The organism is Exiguobacterium sp. s194, assembly GCF_018618275.1.
In the GTDB taxonomy this organism is placed as follows: Bacteria; Bacillota; Bacilli; order Exiguobacteriales; family Exiguobacteriaceae; genus Exiguobacterium; species Exiguobacterium chiriqhucha.
This window is the reverse complement of the sequence record NZ_JACSLT010000007.1, coordinates 177,286-194,361: the sequence shown is the minus strand read 5'-3', so window position 1 is coordinate 194,361 and position 17,076 is coordinate 177,286. Positions and strand designations below refer to the sequence as shown.

Here is a 17,076-nt window from a genome sequence, read left to right as displayed (position 1 = left end):
GAGGAGCGATAAGATGAACGTACTCGTCATTGGACGTGGCGGCCGTGAACACGCGCTCGCCTGGAAACTGGGACAAGACGGACATGAGGTGTTCGTCGCCCCAGGTAATCTCAATATGGACGGTGTGACGTGCGTGCCGATTGAAGAGACGGATGTTTCGGCCCTTGTTGGGTTTGCGAAGCGCGAAGGAATCGACTGGACGATTGTCGGCCCCGAATCGGCCCTGATGGCCGGTGTCGTCGATACGTTCCAAGCAGAAGGTCAACACATCTTCGGACCGACGAAAGCGGCAGCGCTCCTCGAGGGTAGCAAGGCGTTCGCCAAAGAAGTGATGCGCGAAGCAAATATTCCGACAGCGGGATATGATACGTTTACCGACGCAGCGTCGGCGCTACGTCATATCGATCAGTCGGAAGCCCCGCTCGTCGTCAAAGCGGACGGACTCGCTGCCGGGAAAGGCGTGACCGTCGCGTTCACACTCGATGAGGCGCGGGCGGCGATTCACGACATCTTCGGCACCGATAAGTTCGGGGATCAGTCCCGTGTCGTCATCGAAGAGTTTTTAGACGGGGAAGAGTTCTCGCTCATGGCGTTCGTCTCAGGCGAGCACGTCATCCCGATGATCACGTCACAAGATCACAAGCGTGCGTTTGACGGAGACAAAGGGCCGAATACGGGTGGCATGGGCGCATACAGTCCGATGCCTCATCTCGACGATGCCGTGTACGCGGAAGCGGTCGAGCGCGTGCTCTTCCCGCTCGCGCGGACGATGGTCGAACGAGGTACTCCGTTCGAAGGGTTCTTGTATGCAGGCCTCATCTTGACGGCGGATGGCCCGAAGGTAATCGAGTTCAACGCTCGGTTCGGCGATCCCGAGACCGAGGTCATTCTCCCGAACTTGGCATCTCCTCTCCTCGACGTCATCGAGGCGGTCGTGGACCAAAAAACGTATCCGATTGAATGGGTGGAAGGCTATACGATTGGAGTCGTCGTCGCGGCAGAAGGCTATCCTGATCGAGCGACGACCGGACAGGTACTATCAGGCTTCGGTGACTTACGAGACGATGTGCTCGTGTTCCATGCGGGCACGACCCGTGACGGGGCGGACATCGTCGGCAACGGGGGACGCTTGTTCGTGCTCACGTCGACAAAACCGACCTTGCTCGAAGCGAAACATGCCGTCTATACGGCACTCGAACAACTTGATTTGCCACAGACGTTCTACCGTCGAGACATCGGGGGACGGGCGTTGGCACGTATTTTTTAAAGGATGGGTCAACCCGTCCTTTTTTTCATGCGAAAAGAAGGGAATTCACGCTTCCTGCTCTACAATAATGGAGTAGATTGAAGGAAGAAGGTGGTCGACGTGCGCATTCGGACGAAGCTCATGATTGCGGTGGCCGTGAATATAGTCGTGTTTGTCGGAGTCATCTTTTTTGGGGTCCGCCCTTATTTTATCGAGAAGAGCATGGAACAAGATCGGCAGACGGTCGAGAGTCAAGTCGCGAGCGTGTCAGAGACGCTCGCCAATCGGAAGCATACGCTCGAGCGCACACTCGTCGATTGGGCCGTCTGGAATGACACGTACACGTTCGTTCAACGACGGAACGCCTCCTATGTCCAAAGTAACATTAGCGAGGAATCGCTTGAAAACTTGAGCGTCAATGCCATCGTCTATTTGGACCGGGACGGAGAAGCGTTCTACTCGTCGTTCCGTTCAGCGAGCACGACGTTGTCAAAAACCGATCAACAAACGCTCATCAAGGCGGTCACTTCTCGATTAAGCGATCAGGAAGGTACGCAAAACGGCATCTATGCGAGTGATTTCGGTCCGACGCTGTACGTCAGTCACCCGATTTTACGAAGTGATAGTAGTGGTCCAAGTCAAGGTACGCTCGTCATGCTCGAGTTCGTCGACCCGGCCTTCATGGCGGACATGAGCACTCAGACGAAAATTCCATTGACGATTCAACCCGCGCGTCAAAATCAGACGGTCATCACGGATGGCGATGCGGGGACCGACGTCGTGATTCCGCTTGGCACCGTGTTTCAACAGTCCGATTTCGAAGTCAAATTCACCGTCGAACAAACACATTATGAAAATACGGTGGCGATGTTGCGACTCGGGATGATTGCCCTCGTCGTCCTTGGGCTCGGTCTGTTCTTTTCGTTGCTGTGGACGATTCACCGGGTCGTGATTCGACGTCTCATGGAAATCGTCAGTGAGTTGAAAGTGATTACACTCGAACGGGATAGCCGGCTCCGGCTCAGTCGTGACGCGAACAGCCACGATGAGATTGAACAGATGGCGACGAGCATGAATGAAGTGCTCGCGGCACTCGAAGACACACGTGCCGAAGTGATTGACCGAGCGTTTCGTGACGCGTTGACGGTGCTCCCGAACCGGCTCGCGCTTGAGGACTACTTCTCGAACGTACGTGGCAAACAAAACCAAATCGGTGTGCTCGGTTTGGACTTGGACGATTTCCGGCGCATCAACGACCAGTACGGACACCGGACAGGCGACGCCGTCCTGATTTATATCGCTTCCCGACTCAACTTTTATAAAGAAGACGGATTTGTCGCCCGAATCGGTGCCGATGAATTCATGTTCGTCCACCCAAGCTGGACGCTCGAACAATTGCAGCCGGTCGCCCGGCGTTTGATCAAAGACTTGAAGGATTGGGCCGAAGTCAACGGGGTGAAGGGGATGGCGGCGACAATCGGTATCGATGTGTTCACTTGTGCCGAACCGCACCATACGTACGAGATGATGATGGGACGGCTCGATGTCGTCATTCATGAGGCAAAACTGTCAGGAAAGAATCGAGTGCTCACGTTCCAAGAAATCGAGGATGGAAGCCACTACTTACAGACGCTCGAGATGGAGCGTGACTTGCGCCATGCGCTCGAACATGATGAATTCGAACTGTATTATCAACCGATCGTGTCGCCGCGACCGTTTGCCGTACGTGGCGTGGAGGCGCTCATTCGTTGGAACCATCCGGCGAAAGGTCAAATCTCACCTGGACTCTTCATCCCTGTCGCCGAACAGCTCGGTCTCATCTCTGATTTGGGTCGTTGGGTGCTCGAACAAGCGGTCACAGAGATGAAAGACCACGTGGAACGACATCACTTGTTCCTTTCGATTAACGTGTCGAAGCGCCAAATCGCCGACGGTTCGTTTTTAGCTTCATTAGAACGAGTGTTGATGAGTTCGAGATTTGACCCTCACCGTCTCCATGTGGAAATCACCGAGAGCGAGGTCGGCGGCAATTTATACGAACTTCAGCAGTTCATTCAATCGCTCAAGGCCATCGGCGTCAAAATCTCGCTCGATGACTTCGGGGTCGGCACGTCGTCGCTGTCGTTTTTACAGTCGCTCCAACTCGACTTGATTAAAATCGACCAGAATTTCGTCAAAGGGATTCCGGAGAACACGTTCGACCGGGCGTTGCTCGAAGGGTTATATCAGACGTTCCACACGCTCGGGCTCGATATCGTCACCGAAGGAGTCGAACGTCCGGAACAGCTTGCCTTCGTGCTCGAACATAGCAGCTCCCTCATTCAAGGCTATCATTACAGCAAGCCCGTTCCGCTCGCTCAACTCGAGCATTATTTGAAAAAGACGGTCACGATGTACGATTGGTGAAGTCGTCTCCCGCGGGAGACGTCTTTATTTGTGTGAATTTCATGTGAATTCCGTTACAATGGGCAACATAGCTTGCGAGCCTTTCAGAGAAAAGGTAAACTTGAATCAGATGAAAGAAAACGCTTACAAAATTATTTTCTAATAATAATGGCGAGGCGATTAAGGGAGGATTGGGTTCGATGCCACCAAAACGATCGGCGCGGGCACCGTGGTCTAAAGCGATGATTCGGTCACAATTAGAAGTCGTGAGCCAAGTCAGACCACCTTCGCTCGTATTGACGAATGCCACATACTTAAATATGTACGTGAAGCAGTGGAAACAAGCAAACATATGGATTGAGCATGACCGAATCGTCTATGTCGGGCCAGATGTACCGAAAGCCGCCGTCGAGACGGTGGATATGTCAGGGAAATACATCGTGCCGGGCTATATCGAGCCGCACGCGCATCCATTCCAACTATATAATCCGGCGACGCTGTCGAAGTATGCAGGTGAGCGGGGGACGACAACGCTCGTGAATGACAACATGCTTCTTTTTTTACAAAATAAGGAGCAAGCGTTTGCGCAACTGGAAGCGATGCAACAGCTTCCGACGAGCACGTACTGGTGGGCGCGTCTCGATACGCAGACCGAACTTGACCGTGATAGCGTTCTCGTCGACTCCGAGCGGATTCACGCTTGGTTCAATCACCCGGACGTCATCATGGCCGGAGAATTGACGGCCTGGCCACGGACGTTAAAAGGTGATGACGAGATGCTTCAGTGGATGCTCGATGCGGAGACGTGCGGTCTCCCGGTCGAAGGACACTTCCCAGGGGCTTCGGCGAAGACGTTGACGAAGATGGCGTTGATGGGTGTTCACAGCGACCATGAAGCGATGACGGCCGAAGAAGCGCTCTGCCGGCTCGAACACGGCTATACGACAACACTCCGTCACTCTTCCATTCGTCCTGACCTTCCGGGACTCATCCGTGGTCTGCTCGACGCCGGACTCGAGGCGTTCGATCATGTGATGGTCACGACAGACGGGTCGACGCCAGGATTTTATCAAGACGGGTTACAAGACGCGCTCGTGAAAATCATGATTGAGGCGGGTTTGCCTCCAATTGAAGCATACCGCATCGTCTCGTTGAACGTGGCGCGACACTTCGGGCTCGACCACGTCCTCGGTTCGATTGCGCCGGGACGCATCGCCCATCTCAATATTTTGGATGCGGTTGATGAGCCACGCCCGAGCGCTGTCATTGCCAAAGGGCAATGGATTTATCGGGACGGGACGTCCGAATTTCCGAACGAGCTCGTCGATGCGGCGCTTGCCTTGATGCCGTCGACGAACGTCGACATCGAACTGACGCCGAACGACTTATCGTTCAGCATGCCGGTCGGGCTCGACATGGTCAACTCGGTCATCATGAAGCTGTTCAAAATCACGCACGATACCGGACAAGATGAGCTGCCACGTGACGGGGACGAGTCGTTCCTCATGCTGCTCGATAAAGAAGGAAAATGGCGCCTCAATACGGTGCTGAAAGGATTCGCCAACGACTTCGGCGGCCTCGTTAGTTCGTATTCGATTAGCGGTGACTATTTGATTCTTGGGAAATGCAAACAAGACATGTTGACGGCGTTCGAGCGGATGAAGGAACTTGGCGGCGGCATCGTCCTTGTCGACCGCGGTGAGGTGATTGCGGAAATCCCGCTCCCGCTCTGTGGCATGACGTCGAAGGAGCCGGTCGAACGGTTGATTGTCCAAGAAGAAGGGTTGCGGGCCGAGCTACTGATTCGTGGATACAAATTCGAAGACCCGATTTATACGCTCTTGTTCTTGGCGTCGACGCACTTGCCATATGTGCGGGCCACACCGCTCGGGATTTACGAAGTGATGAAGAAACAAATACTATTTCCGGCAATTTTACGATGAACAGTTGAGTCCGAGCCGGTCGTGCTTTAGAATGATAAAGAAGTACGATGAGAGAGGATGCTTGCGGATGCAACTCGATAAATTACGAGGACGAGAGCTCGATCAGCTGTTTGAGGCGATTTTGAAGCTCGATACACTCGAAGACTGTTATCAACTATTTGAAGATTTAGCGACCGTGAACGAAGTGCAGGCGCTCGCCCAACGGCTTGAAGTGGCCCGCCAAATTCGTGAAGGTAGCACATATCATAAAATTGAAGAAGCGACAGGTGCTTCGACAGCCACCATCTCCCGTGTCAAGCGTTGCTTGAACTACGGGTCTGGCGGTTATGATCTTGCCCTTGAACGTCTAAAACAATCAGAAGGTGACTCGTAAGAGTCATCTTGTTTTTGATGGGAGAGGAGGGGCGAGATGCAAGACAAGTTCATGAAACGAAATTTACAGTTGTTCTTTCGGAAGCTGACGCCGGTCCAGACGCTCGTGTTGATTTATAGCGCGGCAGTCGTGTTATCTGTCATTTTGCTCGCCTTACCGATTGCGCGACAGCCGGGTGTCACCATCACGTTCACCGATCTCGTCTTTTTTGCGGTCAGCTGTGTCAGTGTCACCGGCTTGACGCCAATCGTCGTGACGGATACGTTTTCGACGTTCGGGCTGTTCATCATCCTGTTCATCGTTCAAGTGAGCGGGGTCGGTCTGATCAGTTTGCACGTCATCATGTGGATTTTGCTCGGGAAGCGGATTGGCTTTCGCGAGCGGCAGCTGATTTTACGGGACCAGAACCAGACGTCGATGGCAGGGATTATCAAATATATCACTGAGATTGTCATCACCGTTATCACGATTGAAGCGATCGGGGCCATCATGCTCGGGGTCCATTACTTAAATTACTTTGATACGGCCAACGAAGCGTTCCTGCAAGGCCTGTTCGGCTCGATCAGTGCGACGACGAACGCCGGGTTCGATATCACCGGAAGTTCGCTCGCACCGTTCCGGGAAGACCCGTTCGTCATCTTTACGCAAATCGCGCTCATGACCGGTGGTGCCATCGGTTTCCCGGTCCTCGTCGAGATTCGCACGTATTTGACGAACCGCATTATGCGAAAACGCGAGAATTTCCCGCGCCGCTTCTCGTTGTTTACGAAATTGACGGTATCGACGTTTTTCATCTTGATTGCGGTCGGGACCGTCGGCTTGTTTCTATTTGAATACAATAACGCCTTCAAAGAATTACCGCTCTGGCTCGCGCTCTCGGATTCCTTGTTCCAGTCCGTGACGACGCGAAACGGGGGCTTGACGACGGTAGACGTCAACCTGTTCTCGGAAGGCAGTATGTTATTGTTATCGATTCTGATGTTCATCGGGGCGTCCCCGTCCTCGGTCGGCGGGGGGATTCGGACGACGACGTTCGCCGTCGCCGTGCTCGGGGTCGTCGCGTTCATTCGCGGGGACTCGTCCATCAAAATTTTCGGGCGCGAGATTGTGCTCGAGGATATTTGGAAAGCGTTCGTCATCATCACGGTGTCACTCGCTGTCCTGCTCACGGGGGTCATGGTGCTCACCTTCTTTGAAGACGCATCGCTTACCCGCATCTTGTTCGAGGCGTGCTCGGCGTTCGGAACGACCGGCTTGTCGGTCGGTCTGTCGGCAGAGTTCAGTAACGTCGGAAAATGGGTACTCACGATTTTAATGTTCATCGGTCGAATCGGTGTCATCGCCTTCATCTTGATTTTGCAGCGGAGACAGCCGAAACGGATGTACAACTATCCGAAAGAATCAATCATCTTAGGCTAAGGAGCTCAGATCATGAAGGCTTTTTGGATCAATTTTGGTTACGTGTTCGCCGTCCCGGTCTTACCGTTCATCGCGGTCGTGAACGGAACGGCGCTCTGCTCGCCAGATTCACCGTTACTCGAGATTCCAGTGCTCGGCTTCTTTTTGGCCAATCCGCTCTGGTTCATCCCGGTTTACGGGCTGTTCGCACTCGTCGTCGCCAAATGGATGACGGCCCGCGAACAAAAGACGCACGCCAGACGTGCTTGAGACTTGCCTCGGCAAGTCTTTTTTTGTTCAACAGATGCAAGCGACGGGAAAAATCGCTACACTAGAGAAGGTATCGAATGGGAGGGAAGCCGAATGGATTTTCAATCGTGGCGCCACGTTTTTAAACTTGATCCGAATAAACCGCTCAATGATTCGGCGCTCGCAGCGCTCATCCGTTCGGGCACGGACGCTTTCCTCATCGGTGGGACGGACGGGGTCGACGCGGAAAACACGTTCGCGCTCTATACTCGTCTCGAAGGATGCGGCATCCCGCTCGCGCTCGAGATGAGCCATCCCGAGCAAGTGATTCGAGGCTTCGACCACTATTTCATTCCGACCGTCTTGAACGCGGGCACCGTGGACTGGGTCATCGGTCATCAAACGAGGGCGTTCGAACGATACGGACACTTGTTTCACGCTGATGTGACCGGACAAGGGTATATCGTCTTGAATCCCGATGCGAAAGTGGCCCACGTGACCGAGGCGAAGACCGATTTGTCCATCGAGACAGCCATCGCCTATGCGGAAGCGGGACATCGTTTGTTCCGCCTGCCTTCCTTGTATGTGGAGTATAGCGGCACGTTCGGATCGGTCGAGCTCGTCCAAGAAGTGCGACTGGCCGTGCCGGACGCCCATCTGTTTTATGGAGGCGGCATCACCGGATACGAGTCGGCCCGAGTAATGGCCGAACACGTGGATACGATCGTCGTCGGCAATGTAATTTATGACAATTTCGAAGGAGCGCTTGCGACTGTCGCAGCACTCCGATAAAATAAGAACAAATGTTTGGATAGGGAAAGGAAACGATTATGTATAACTTGAGTGAAGAATTAGTCAAAGGCATGAACCCTCCGCAAGCGGAGGCGGTCAAATATACGGACGGCCCGTTGCTCATCATGGCCGGGGCAGGGTCTGGGAAAACACGTGTCTTGACGCATCGCGTCGCCTACTTGATGGCGTCGAAACAAATCGCGCCGTGGAACATTCTCGCCATTACGTTCACGAACAAAGCGGCTCGCGAGATGAAAGACCGGATCGCCCGCCTCGTCGGTGGCGTCGCGGACGATATTTGGATTTCGACGTTCCACTCGATGTGTGTTCGGATTTTACGGCGTGACATCGATCGCATCCGTTATGACCGGAACTTCTCGATTCTCGACTCGTCCGATCAGTTGACGGCCATCAAGCAAGTGCTTAAAGAGTTGAACCTTGACCCGAAAAAATATGAGCCACGGACGCTCCTCGGTATGATTTCGAACCATAAGAACGAGCTACGCACGCCGCAAGATGCGGCCGCACTCGTCGGCAACAACCCGTACGAGAAAGTCATCTCGGACGTCTACACGGCGTATGAGAAGAAATTGAAGCAAAACAACGTGCTCGACTTTGACGACTTGATCATGAAGGCGATTCAGTTGTTCCAGGAAGCGCCGGACGTGCTCGCGTTTTATCAGAAGAAGTTCCAATACATCCACGTCGACGAGTATCAAGATACGAACCGGGCCCAATACACGCTCGTCAAGTTGCTCGCGCAGGCGCATGAGAACTTGTGTGTCGTCGGTGACTCGGATCAGTCGATTTATCGCTGGCGCGGCGCCGACATCGCCAACATCTTGACGTTCGAGAAGGATTATCCGAGCGCGCACGTCATCTTGCTCGAACAAAACTATCGGTCGACGAAGCGGATTTTGGAAGCGGCGAACGGCGTCATTCAAAACAACTCAGGTCGAAAAGACAAGCAGCTTTGGACCGAGAACGTCGAAGGCGAGAAACTCCTCTTGCATGTCGCCTCGGATGACCGGGATGAAGCGTTCTTCATCATCAATCAGATGAAGGAGCTCCGCCAAGAAGGCATCGATTACGGCGAGATGGCCGTCCTGTACCGGACGAACGCCCAATCGCGCGGACTCGAGGAAATGCTCCTCAAGTCGAACATCCCGTATAAGATGGTCGGCGGGACGAAGTTCTATGAACGAAAAGAAATCAAGGATATCTTGGCGTATTTGCGCTTAATCGCCAACCCAGACGAGGACATCTCATTCGTCCGTGTCGTCAACGAACCGAAGCGCGGCATCGGCGCCGCGACGGTCGATAAGCTCGGCGACTTCGCCGGGATGCAAGGCGTGTCGCTCATGGAAGCGATTCGTGACATCGAACTGTCGGGCATTGCGCCGCGCACAGCGACGAAGCTCGCCGAGTTCCGTCAATTGATGGTCGATTTGCGTCAAATGGCCGACTACTTGTCCATCTCGGAATTGATTGAAGAAGTGTTGAAGAAGTCAGGCTACGAAGAGATGCTCAAAATCGAGAAGACGCTCGAAGCCGAGAGCCGCCTTGAGAACTTGCAAGAGTTCCTCTCGGTCGCCCAAAACTTTGAGAAAGAGAGTGACGAGCAGACACTCGTCGCCTTCTTGACCGATTTGACGCTCGTTTCGGACCTCGACACGCTCGAAGAAGTCGACGAGTTGCACCAAGTCACACTCATGACGCTACACTCGGCCAAGGGACTTGAGTTCCCTGTCGTCTTCTTGATTGGGATGGAAGAAGGGTTGTTCCCGCACAGCCGTGCCTTGAACGACCCGGAAGAGATGGAAGAAGAACGCCGTCTCGCATACGTCGGCATCACGCGGGCCGAGAAACGTCTCTATTTGACACGGGCCCAGTCCCGCATGTTGTACGGGCGTTTCCAAAACAACCCGGAGTCGCGCTTCTTGCACGAGTTGCCAGAGACACTCTTGGAGCGATCGGGCAAAGCGAAGAAGCCGATGCCATGGAATCCAGTCGAGTCGCCGGGGAAACTTCCTGTGAACGGCTTCAGCTCGAAACCGAAACCAAAACTTGCCCAGTCGTCCGGCGCCGAATCAATCGGTTGGAACGTCGGGGACAAGGCCAATCATAAGAAATGGGGACAAGGCACGGTCGTTCAGACGCGTGGCGAAGGCGATCAGCTCGAGCTCGATATCGCTTTCCCGGCAGTCGGCATCAAGCGCCTGCTCGCCAAGTTTGCCCCGATCGAAAAAGCGTGAGGTGATCATATGGAGATGGCAGAACGCGTTGAAGCGATTCGTCAAAAGTTAAATCAATACGGGTATGAATATTATGTGCTCGACCGACCGAGTGTACCAGATGCGGAATACGACCGTCTCATGAACGAATTGATTGAAATCGAGACGGACTATCCGGAACTCCGGAGTCCGGATTCACCGACGCAACGTGTCGGCGGCGTCCCGCTCGATGCGTTCGTCAAAGTGACACATGACACGCCGATGCTGTCGCTCGGGAACGTCTTCTCCAAAGAAGAACTCGTCGAATGGGTCGAACGGATTGAGAAAGATCTCGGCTATAGTCCGCTGTTCGTCGCCGAGCTCAAGTTTGACGGGCTCGCCGTGTCGCTGAAATACGAAGAGGGTCGGCTCGTCCGTGGCGCGACGCGCGGGGACGGGACGACTGGGGAAGACATCACGCAAAACTTGAAGACGATCCGCTCGATTCCGCTCCGGTTGAACGAGGACGTCACGTTCGAGGTGCGCGGTGAGGCGTACATGCCGAAACGGTCGTTCGAACATTTGAACGACGAGCGGGAACGCCTCGGCGAACCACTATTCGCCAACCCACGCAATGCGGCGGCAGGTTCGCTCCGGCAGCTCGACTCGAAAATCGCGGCGTCGCGGAACTTGGCGTTCTTCGCCTACGGGCTCGTCTCGACGGACGATCTCGTCGCCTCGCATGACGAGTCGCTCGAATATTTGCGCCGTCTCGGGATTGCCGTCAGCCAAGAATACACGACGTGTCATACGGCCGATGAGTTATGGGACTATATTGAAACGTATGTGACGAAGCGGTCGGAGTTGCCGTACGAGATTGACGGCATCGTCATCAAAGTCGCAGCTTACGAAGAGCAAGAACAGCTCGGCTTCACGGCGAAGAGTCCGCGTTGGGCCGTCGCCTATAAGTTCCCGGCCGAGGAAGTCGTGACGACGATTGAAGACGTCGACTTCAGTGTCGGACGGACCGGGAAAGTCACGCCGCGCGCGCGCTTTGCACCGGTCTCGGTCGCCGGTTCGACCGTGACATATGCGACGCTCCATAATGAGGACTTCATTGTAGAGAAGGACCTTCACATCGGAGACCGCGTCGTCATCAAGAAAGCCGGGGACGTCATCCCGGCCGTCGTCTCGGCGCTCGTCAGTGAGCGGACCGGGGAGGAGACGGAAATCGTCTTCCCGACGCATTGTCCAGCTTGTGAATCTGAACTCGTCCGGTTAGAAGGCGAGGCGGACCATCGCTGCGTCAATCCAGAATGCCCGGCCCAACTGCTCGAAGGGCTGATTCATTTCGTATCGCGCCCGGCGATGAATATCGATGGGCTCGGCGAGAAAGTGATTACGCAACTCCATGCGTCTGACCTCGTCCGTAACGTGGCCGACCTGTATCGTCTCGACCGGGATGCGTTGCTCGCGCTCGACCGGATGGGCGAGACGTCGGTGACGAATCTGCTCGCGGCGATTGAACAATCGAAACAGAATTCGCTCGAGCGTGTCTTGTTCGCGCTCGGTATCCGCCTCGTCGGCCAAAAAGCGGCCGTGTTGATTGCGGAACGGTTCGAGACGATGGAAGCGGTCATGGAGGCATCGGTCGACGAATTGACGTCCATCGATGGCATCGGTACGAAGATGGCTGAATCGATCGTCTTATACTTCGAGAAGCCGGAAGCGCGTGACCTCGTCCGTGACCTCGGAGCGGCAGGTGTCAATTTGACGTTCAAAGGTGCGAAACGACCGGTCGACGCCGATGCGCCACTCGCCGGAAAGACGGTCGTCTTGACCGGGAAACTGCATGAGATGACGCGTGGCGAAGCCGGGAAGCAACTCGAACTGCTCGGTGCGAGCGTCACAGGCAGCGTCAGCAAGAACACCGACCTCCTCGTCGCCGGTGAGAAGGCAGGTTCGAAATTGACGAAAGCCGAGTCACTTGGCATCGAAGTGTGGGATGAGGCGGCGTTGCTCGCCTTCTTAGCCGACCCATCTTGAATGAGGTCCTCCGGTGGGAGGGCCTTTTTTCATTGACCTGATTTTAAAACGTTTCCGTTTTCGAGCAGGTTCGGGTCCTCACGGGACGGGTAATGATTAGTATCTACAAATACTTTTCGACACCAAGACCTTACACCACGACTCGCGCACACTCATCCTCCATCCCTCTCCTGTGCCGGAGCGTGTCATCGCAGACGTTCGTCACACCTTAGAGGAGGGGACCATCATGCAACGCACCAACCGACGTTTCATCGCACTCATCACATTCGTCCTCGTATTGATTGGCATGTGGGCACCGCATGGAAGTTACGCGAACACGACAATGACACCTATGCCAATTTATGCACAAATTGATTTGAGCCCTGAAGAAATCGAAGCGTACGATGACGCGAGTTTGATTTACGCAGACGTCACGTATTACGGGGCGCGTGAGACGTCAACGATTTGGCGGTTCATGATTGATGCGACAGAAATCGACTTGACGACGATCGATCAAGTCACCTTGTATGACAAAGCCGGTGTTCCTTATTCATTTCCGAACGCCGTCTATGCGTTTCAGATGAAGGAGCTTGCAGGCGAGTCGAGCGAACCGGGTGGTGACGGGACGGAGACGGTTCCGGACGTCGACATACCGGTCGAGCCCCCGCTCGTTGAACCGGAGCCCTCACCAGAGGAACCTGTCACAGAAGAAGTGGCCGCACCTTCCGCTAGTCCAGCAGTTGCCATCGATCAATTGGTGCTCGGTGCCGACGGGCCGATTGAACGTGTGTTAGGCGGAGATTTGGTGACGTATCGGCTCGTTATCGATGTGACGGGCGCTCCGATTGAGAACTTATCTGTGACCGACACAGTGCCCGAAGCGTTGACCGTCGTCGCGGATTCGGTCGAAGTGCTCGGTCCGGAAGGCTCGGTCGCTCCAACGACCGTGAGCGGACCGCCTGCCTTTGATTGGACGTTCCCGACGATACCGGTCGGAACGACGACGATTCAGTTCGACACGTTCGCACCAGACGTGACGAGTGAGACCGTTGTGACGAATACGTTCTGTATCGGTGTTGAAGACGAGACCGTTCCGGCAGCTTGTACGGAAGCGAGCGTCACGGTCGTACCGAACGAGACGATTGGCCTTGAGGTCGGGAAAGAGGCAAACATTGATCAAGCCGTCGTCGGTGGGATGATTCCGTATACGTTCGTTATCGAGAACACAGGCGAGACGGCGCTCACGATTACATCCATCGAAGATGAGTTTTTTAGCGGCGACATCGACGCCAAGGCGGTCGACACGTTCAATGCAAACGTCCGCGAGCGCTTATTGGCACTCGTCGGCGATGATGGGCTTCTCGCTGGGGAACGAGTCGAGGCGACCGTCAACTTATTGATTCCAACCGATTACGATCGGACGAGCGCTCCTGAAATCGGGAACGTGTTCCGCGTCGCTGCGACCGATGCTTACGGTCGAGTCATCGATGCCGAGAGCCAACAAATCGTCTTATTGAATCAAGCTGACTTCACCGTCACGAAGACGGCGCGTCCCGAAACGGTGCATCCAGGTGAGGCGATTCGCTATACGTATACAATCACGAACACGTCGAACGTCACCTTGTACTTCGTCGACGTCATCGACGAATGGACGAGCGGGGCGTTGACGACCAAAGAACAGCGCGAGACGACCGAGACGCTCCGAGACGGCATGCGTGCTCTGGCCGAAGTCGAGAACGGATTAATCCCCGGCGAAGAGGTCGTACTCGAGATGGAGAAAGTACTCTTGCCATCTTATGATGTGCGGGCCGGCGCAGTGCTCACGAACCGGACGACGTTCACGTTCGAAGTCAATCGTGAGGCGCGCGTGTCGCGGACGGTCGAGGCGACCGTGCACGTGAAGCAAAACCTTCCAAAACCGGGCAACGATAACCGTGATGACCAAGATGAATCGGTTTATGTGCCGGAACCAACGACTCCGGTGACGCCAGACCAAGCGACCCTTCCGATGACCGGCACGACAAAAACGTGGGGAACGGTACTCGGACTCGTCTTGATCGTGCTCGGTCTCTTGTTCTTGACTCATCGACGTCGCCCATCTCCGAAAGCATGACGTGGACACCCTTCAACTCGAGTTGAAGGGTGTTTTGCTGTGAATTGGCACTGATTCCGCTTCGACACTTTTTTCAACGGATGATTTTGTTATAATGGACGAAGTGTAACGAAACGAATCATTAAAGGAGTTCAGACATAGATGAAATGGAAACAGATGCTCATCCCAGCTCTCGCCGCGACGGTTTTTCTCGGCGGATGCTCTATGAAAATCCCGATGGGGGAAGAAGAAGTCACACCGACAGGCGAAGAGACGGCAGCCGAAGGGGTCACTCAAGCGATTCAAGCGCGTGATTCATATTACCAGATGGTCATTCCGTTTAAACCAGCTGCGGCCCGAGGACTGGCGCAACGTCAAGTCAGCTCATCGCTCGAGCTCGAAGAAGTGGAGCTCGGCCTCATGCGCCATTCGACCGGCGCGTTCGATCCGGAGAAGTACGCCTATCAAGAAGGACAGCTATTGACGAGTGAAGATGTATCGCGTCTGCTTGGCCGTAAAGACAAAACGTCAGAAGGTCTCGTTCCGCTCAACCCGGCATATGCGAACGGCACGGCCGAAGTGGCCGAGGAGCAGTTCGTCGAAGAGAACAAAAAGTCGCCACTCTATTTGGCATCGCTCGTCGAACAAAACTATATGACGAAAACGGATAGTGGGTATCAACTCGGCGGTGTGTCGTTCGCCTTGATTTTGAATCAAGAGTACGTGTTCCAGGCGCCGAACTTCGGTCCGACCTATACGGAAAAGTTGGACGAGAAGAAAGTCATCGCTGAAGGAGAACGCATGGCGAATGAACTCGTCGCCCAGTTGCGGAAACGTGAGGACTTTAAAGACCTCGATATCAACGTCGCGTTGTATATGAAAGCCCCGCAAGGTTCACCGACACCAGGGAACTATATCAAATCGGCATTCGTCGGCTCAGCCAATGAAGTGGCGGCGAACGACTGGACCGCCATCGATGAGACCTATTATTACTTCCCGTCCGTCACGGCGACGACCGAAGTGCGCGACGATGCCCAAAAGTTCTCCCTCTTCAGTGACCGGATTGCCGATGTGTTCCCGGATTTCAGCGGAATGATTGGAAAAGGCTTCTATCAAAACGGAGAGTTGTCACGAATCGAAATCGACATCCCCATCCAGTTTTATAGCCGGGCCGAGCTCGTCGGGTTCACCCAGCACGTCGTCGGTCTGCTCGAGAACCGGTGGGAGTACAACCGGAACGTACCGGTCCGCATCAACGTCACCTCACTCGGTGGCCAACAAGAAGTGACCATCGTGTTCGAAGAAGGCATGGACAGTCCGAGAGTATATTTCTAATCGTAAGAAGGCATCGTGATGAAACGAATGCCTTCTTTTTTTCGTATGCTAAGTAACGAGGAAATTCTTTGACCTTCTTTGACCAAATCGGTAGAATAGACTTAACAGAATCGGGAAAGAAATAGGTGAGGTGAAACGAGATGGCAAAAAACTATTATGACGTCCTTGGCGTGCCGAAAGAGGCGTCCGACCAAGACATTAAGCGAGCGTATCGAAAACTGGCAAAACAATACCATCCGGATGTGAACAAAGACTCGGGCGCACAGGACAAGTTCAAAGCAATCCAAGAAGCGTTCGATGTGCTGAGTGATCCTGATAAGAAAGCGAACTATGACCGCTATGGCAGTCCAGAAGGACCGACGTTCGGCGGAGGGACTTACAGCGGCGACGGATATGGGGAAGGATCGGCCCAGTTCGAAGACTTGTTCCGTCAGTTTGGCGGCGGGTCACGGACGACGTCGCGGACGTTCGGGTTCGAGGACATGTTTGGTAGCTTCTTTAATCAAGCGGTCGAAGAAGACCTGGATGAGACGGTCCGTGTCAACGTCCCACTCAGTCAATTGACGTCTGATTCCAAAGTGAGTCTGCGTCTCCAGACGGGAACGGTCAACGTGAAAATCCCGCAAGGCGCCCACGAAGGGCAGAAGTTACGGCTCAAAGGTAAGAGCAGCAAGGTCGGACAAGCGGGTGACCGCGGCGACGTGTACGTCGAGCTGCATTTCACGGATGATGATACGTACCGTCGAGAAGGAGCGAACGTCATTACCGTCAAACGGTTGCGCCCGCTCGCTTTCCTCGACGGCACAGAAGTCGTCGTGGCGACATTAGATGGTGGCCGGGTCAAACTGAAAGTGAAACCGGGGTCACGCCCGGGTCAACGGATGCGCATCCCAGGGCGCGGGTTCATGACCGCCTCGAAAGTCCGGTCGGATCTCTTCGTCCAACTCGAAGTCGACTTGCCGCTAGACGCCGGCCACCGATCTGTTTACGAACAACTCGAACGTTGAGCCTAAGGAGGAAGCAGA

At 54.4% G+C, this 17,076-nt stretch carries 12 protein-coding genes; all 12 read left to right on the top strand.

Features of this window, described 5'->3' with window-relative positions; translation table 11 throughout:
* Window positions 1-13: 13 nt before the first annotated feature.
* The 12 genes from purD (at window position 14) to KNP85_RS10655 (ending at window position 17,058) form a co-directional block, all read left to right on the top strand.
* Window positions 14-1,267: a phosphoribosylamine--glycine ligase gene (gene purD, locus KNP85_RS10710; RefSeq protein ID WP_214802964.1), complete on the top strand. Its 1,254-nt coding sequence runs from the start codon at window positions 14-16 to the stop codon at window positions 1,265-1,267.
* 99 nt (window positions 1,268-1,366) lie between these two features.
* Window positions 1,367-3,652 carry a bifunctional diguanylate cyclase/phosphodiesterase gene (locus tag KNP85_RS10705; protein WP_353048939.1) on the top strand — a complete coding sequence of 762 codons (2,286 nt, stop codon included), beginning with the start codon at window positions 1,367-1,369 and terminating at the stop codon, window positions 3,650-3,652.
* A gap of 179 nt (window positions 3,653-3,831) precedes the next feature.
* Window positions 3,832-5,574, top strand: coding sequence for an adenine deaminase C-terminal domain-containing protein (locus KNP85_RS10700; RefSeq protein ID WP_131472918.1), 1,743 nt, complete (start codon window positions 3,832-3,834; stop codon window positions 5,572-5,574).
* A 67-nt stretch (window positions 5,575-5,641) separates the two neighbouring features.
* On the top strand, window positions 5,642-5,947 hold the full coding sequence (locus tag KNP85_RS10695; RefSeq protein ID WP_021065204.1) for a YerC/YecD family TrpR-related protein: 306 nt from the start codon (window positions 5,642-5,644) through the stop codon (window positions 5,945-5,947).
* A 36-nt stretch (window positions 5,948-5,983) separates the two neighbouring features.
* Complete coding sequence (locus KNP85_RS10690) at window positions 5,984-7,366, top strand: TrkH family potassium uptake protein (RefSeq protein ID WP_214802958.1); 1,383 nt, start codon at window positions 5,984-5,986, stop codon at window positions 7,364-7,366.
* 12 nt (window positions 7,367-7,378) lie between these two features.
* Window positions 7,379-7,615, top strand: a complete 237-nt coding sequence (locus tag KNP85_RS10685; protein WP_021065206.1) for a hypothetical protein — start codon at window positions 7,379-7,381, stop codon at window positions 7,613-7,615.
* A gap of 93 nt (window positions 7,616-7,708) precedes the next feature.
* Complete coding sequence (gene pcrB, locus KNP85_RS10680) at window positions 7,709-8,386, top strand: heptaprenylglyceryl phosphate synthase (protein WP_214802955.1); 678 nt, start codon at window positions 7,709-7,711, stop codon at window positions 8,384-8,386.
* Between the two features lie 38 nt (window positions 8,387-8,424).
* Window positions 8,425-10,641, top strand: a complete 2,217-nt coding sequence (gene pcrA / locus KNP85_RS10675) for a DNA helicase PcrA (RefSeq protein ID WP_021065208.1) — start codon at window positions 8,425-8,427, stop codon at window positions 10,639-10,641.
* Window positions 10,642-10,650: 9 nt separating this feature from the next.
* On the top strand, window positions 10,651-12,645 hold the full coding sequence (ligA, locus tag KNP85_RS10670) for an NAD-dependent DNA ligase LigA (protein ID WP_214802952.1): 1,995 nt from the start codon (window positions 10,651-10,653) through the stop codon (window positions 12,643-12,645).
* A gap of 226 nt (window positions 12,646-12,871) precedes the next feature.
* On the top strand, window positions 12,872-14,737 hold the full coding sequence (locus tag KNP85_RS10665) for a DUF7507 domain-containing protein (protein WP_214802950.1): 1,866 nt from the start codon (window positions 12,872-12,874) through the stop codon (window positions 14,735-14,737).
* Window positions 14,738-14,878: 141 nt separating this feature from the next.
* Entirely contained in the window at window positions 14,879-16,051 is a 1,173-nt protein-coding gene (locus KNP85_RS10660) for a CamS family sex pheromone protein (protein ID WP_058765686.1), read from the top strand.
* Between the two features lie 140 nt (window positions 16,052-16,191).
* Window positions 16,192-17,058 carry a DnaJ C-terminal domain-containing protein gene (locus KNP85_RS10655; RefSeq protein ID WP_021065212.1) on the top strand — a complete coding sequence of 289 codons (867 nt, stop codon included), beginning with the start codon at window positions 16,192-16,194 and terminating at the stop codon, window positions 17,056-17,058.
* Window positions 17,059-17,076 lie beyond the last annotated feature (18 nt).

Excerpts from the sequence above, each read along its gene's own strand:
- ligA (WP_214802952.1), top strand. The coding sequence starts at position 10,651 with ATGGAGATGGCAGAACGCGTTGAAGCGATTCGTCAAAAGTTAAATCAA.
- KNP85_RS10690 (WP_214802958.1), top strand. The coding sequence starts at position 5,984 with ATGCAAGACAAGTTCATGAAACGAAATTTACAGTTGTTCTTTCGGAAG.
- KNP85_RS10655 (WP_021065212.1), top strand. The coding sequence starts at position 16,192 with ATGGCAAAAAACTATTATGACGTCCTTGGCGTGCCGAAAGAGGCGTCC.
- KNP85_RS10695 (WP_021065204.1), top strand. The coding sequence starts at position 5,642 with ATGCAACTCGATAAATTACGAGGACGAGAGCTCGATCAGCTGTTTGAG.
- pcrA (WP_021065208.1), top strand. The coding sequence starts at position 8,425 with ATGTATAACTTGAGTGAAGAATTAGTCAAAGGCATGAACCCTCCGCAA.
- KNP85_RS10685 (WP_021065206.1), top strand. The coding sequence starts at position 7,379 with ATGAAGGCTTTTTGGATCAATTTTGGTTACGTGTTCGCCGTCCCGGTC.
- purD (WP_214802964.1), top strand. The coding sequence starts at position 14 with ATGAACGTACTCGTCATTGGACGTGGCGGCCGTGAACACGCGCTCGCC.
- pcrB (WP_214802955.1), top strand. The coding sequence starts at position 7,709 with ATGGATTTTCAATCGTGGCGCCACGTTTTTAAACTTGATCCGAATAAA.
- KNP85_RS10660 (WP_058765686.1), top strand. The coding sequence starts at position 14,879 with ATGAAATGGAAACAGATGCTCATCCCAGCTCTCGCCGCGACGGTTTTT.
- KNP85_RS10665 (WP_214802950.1), top strand. The coding sequence starts at position 12,872 with ATGCAACGCACCAACCGACGTTTCATCGCACTCATCACATTCGTCCTC.
- KNP85_RS10700 (WP_131472918.1), top strand. The coding sequence starts at position 3,832 with ATGCCACCAAAACGATCGGCGCGGGCACCGTGGTCTAAAGCGATGATT.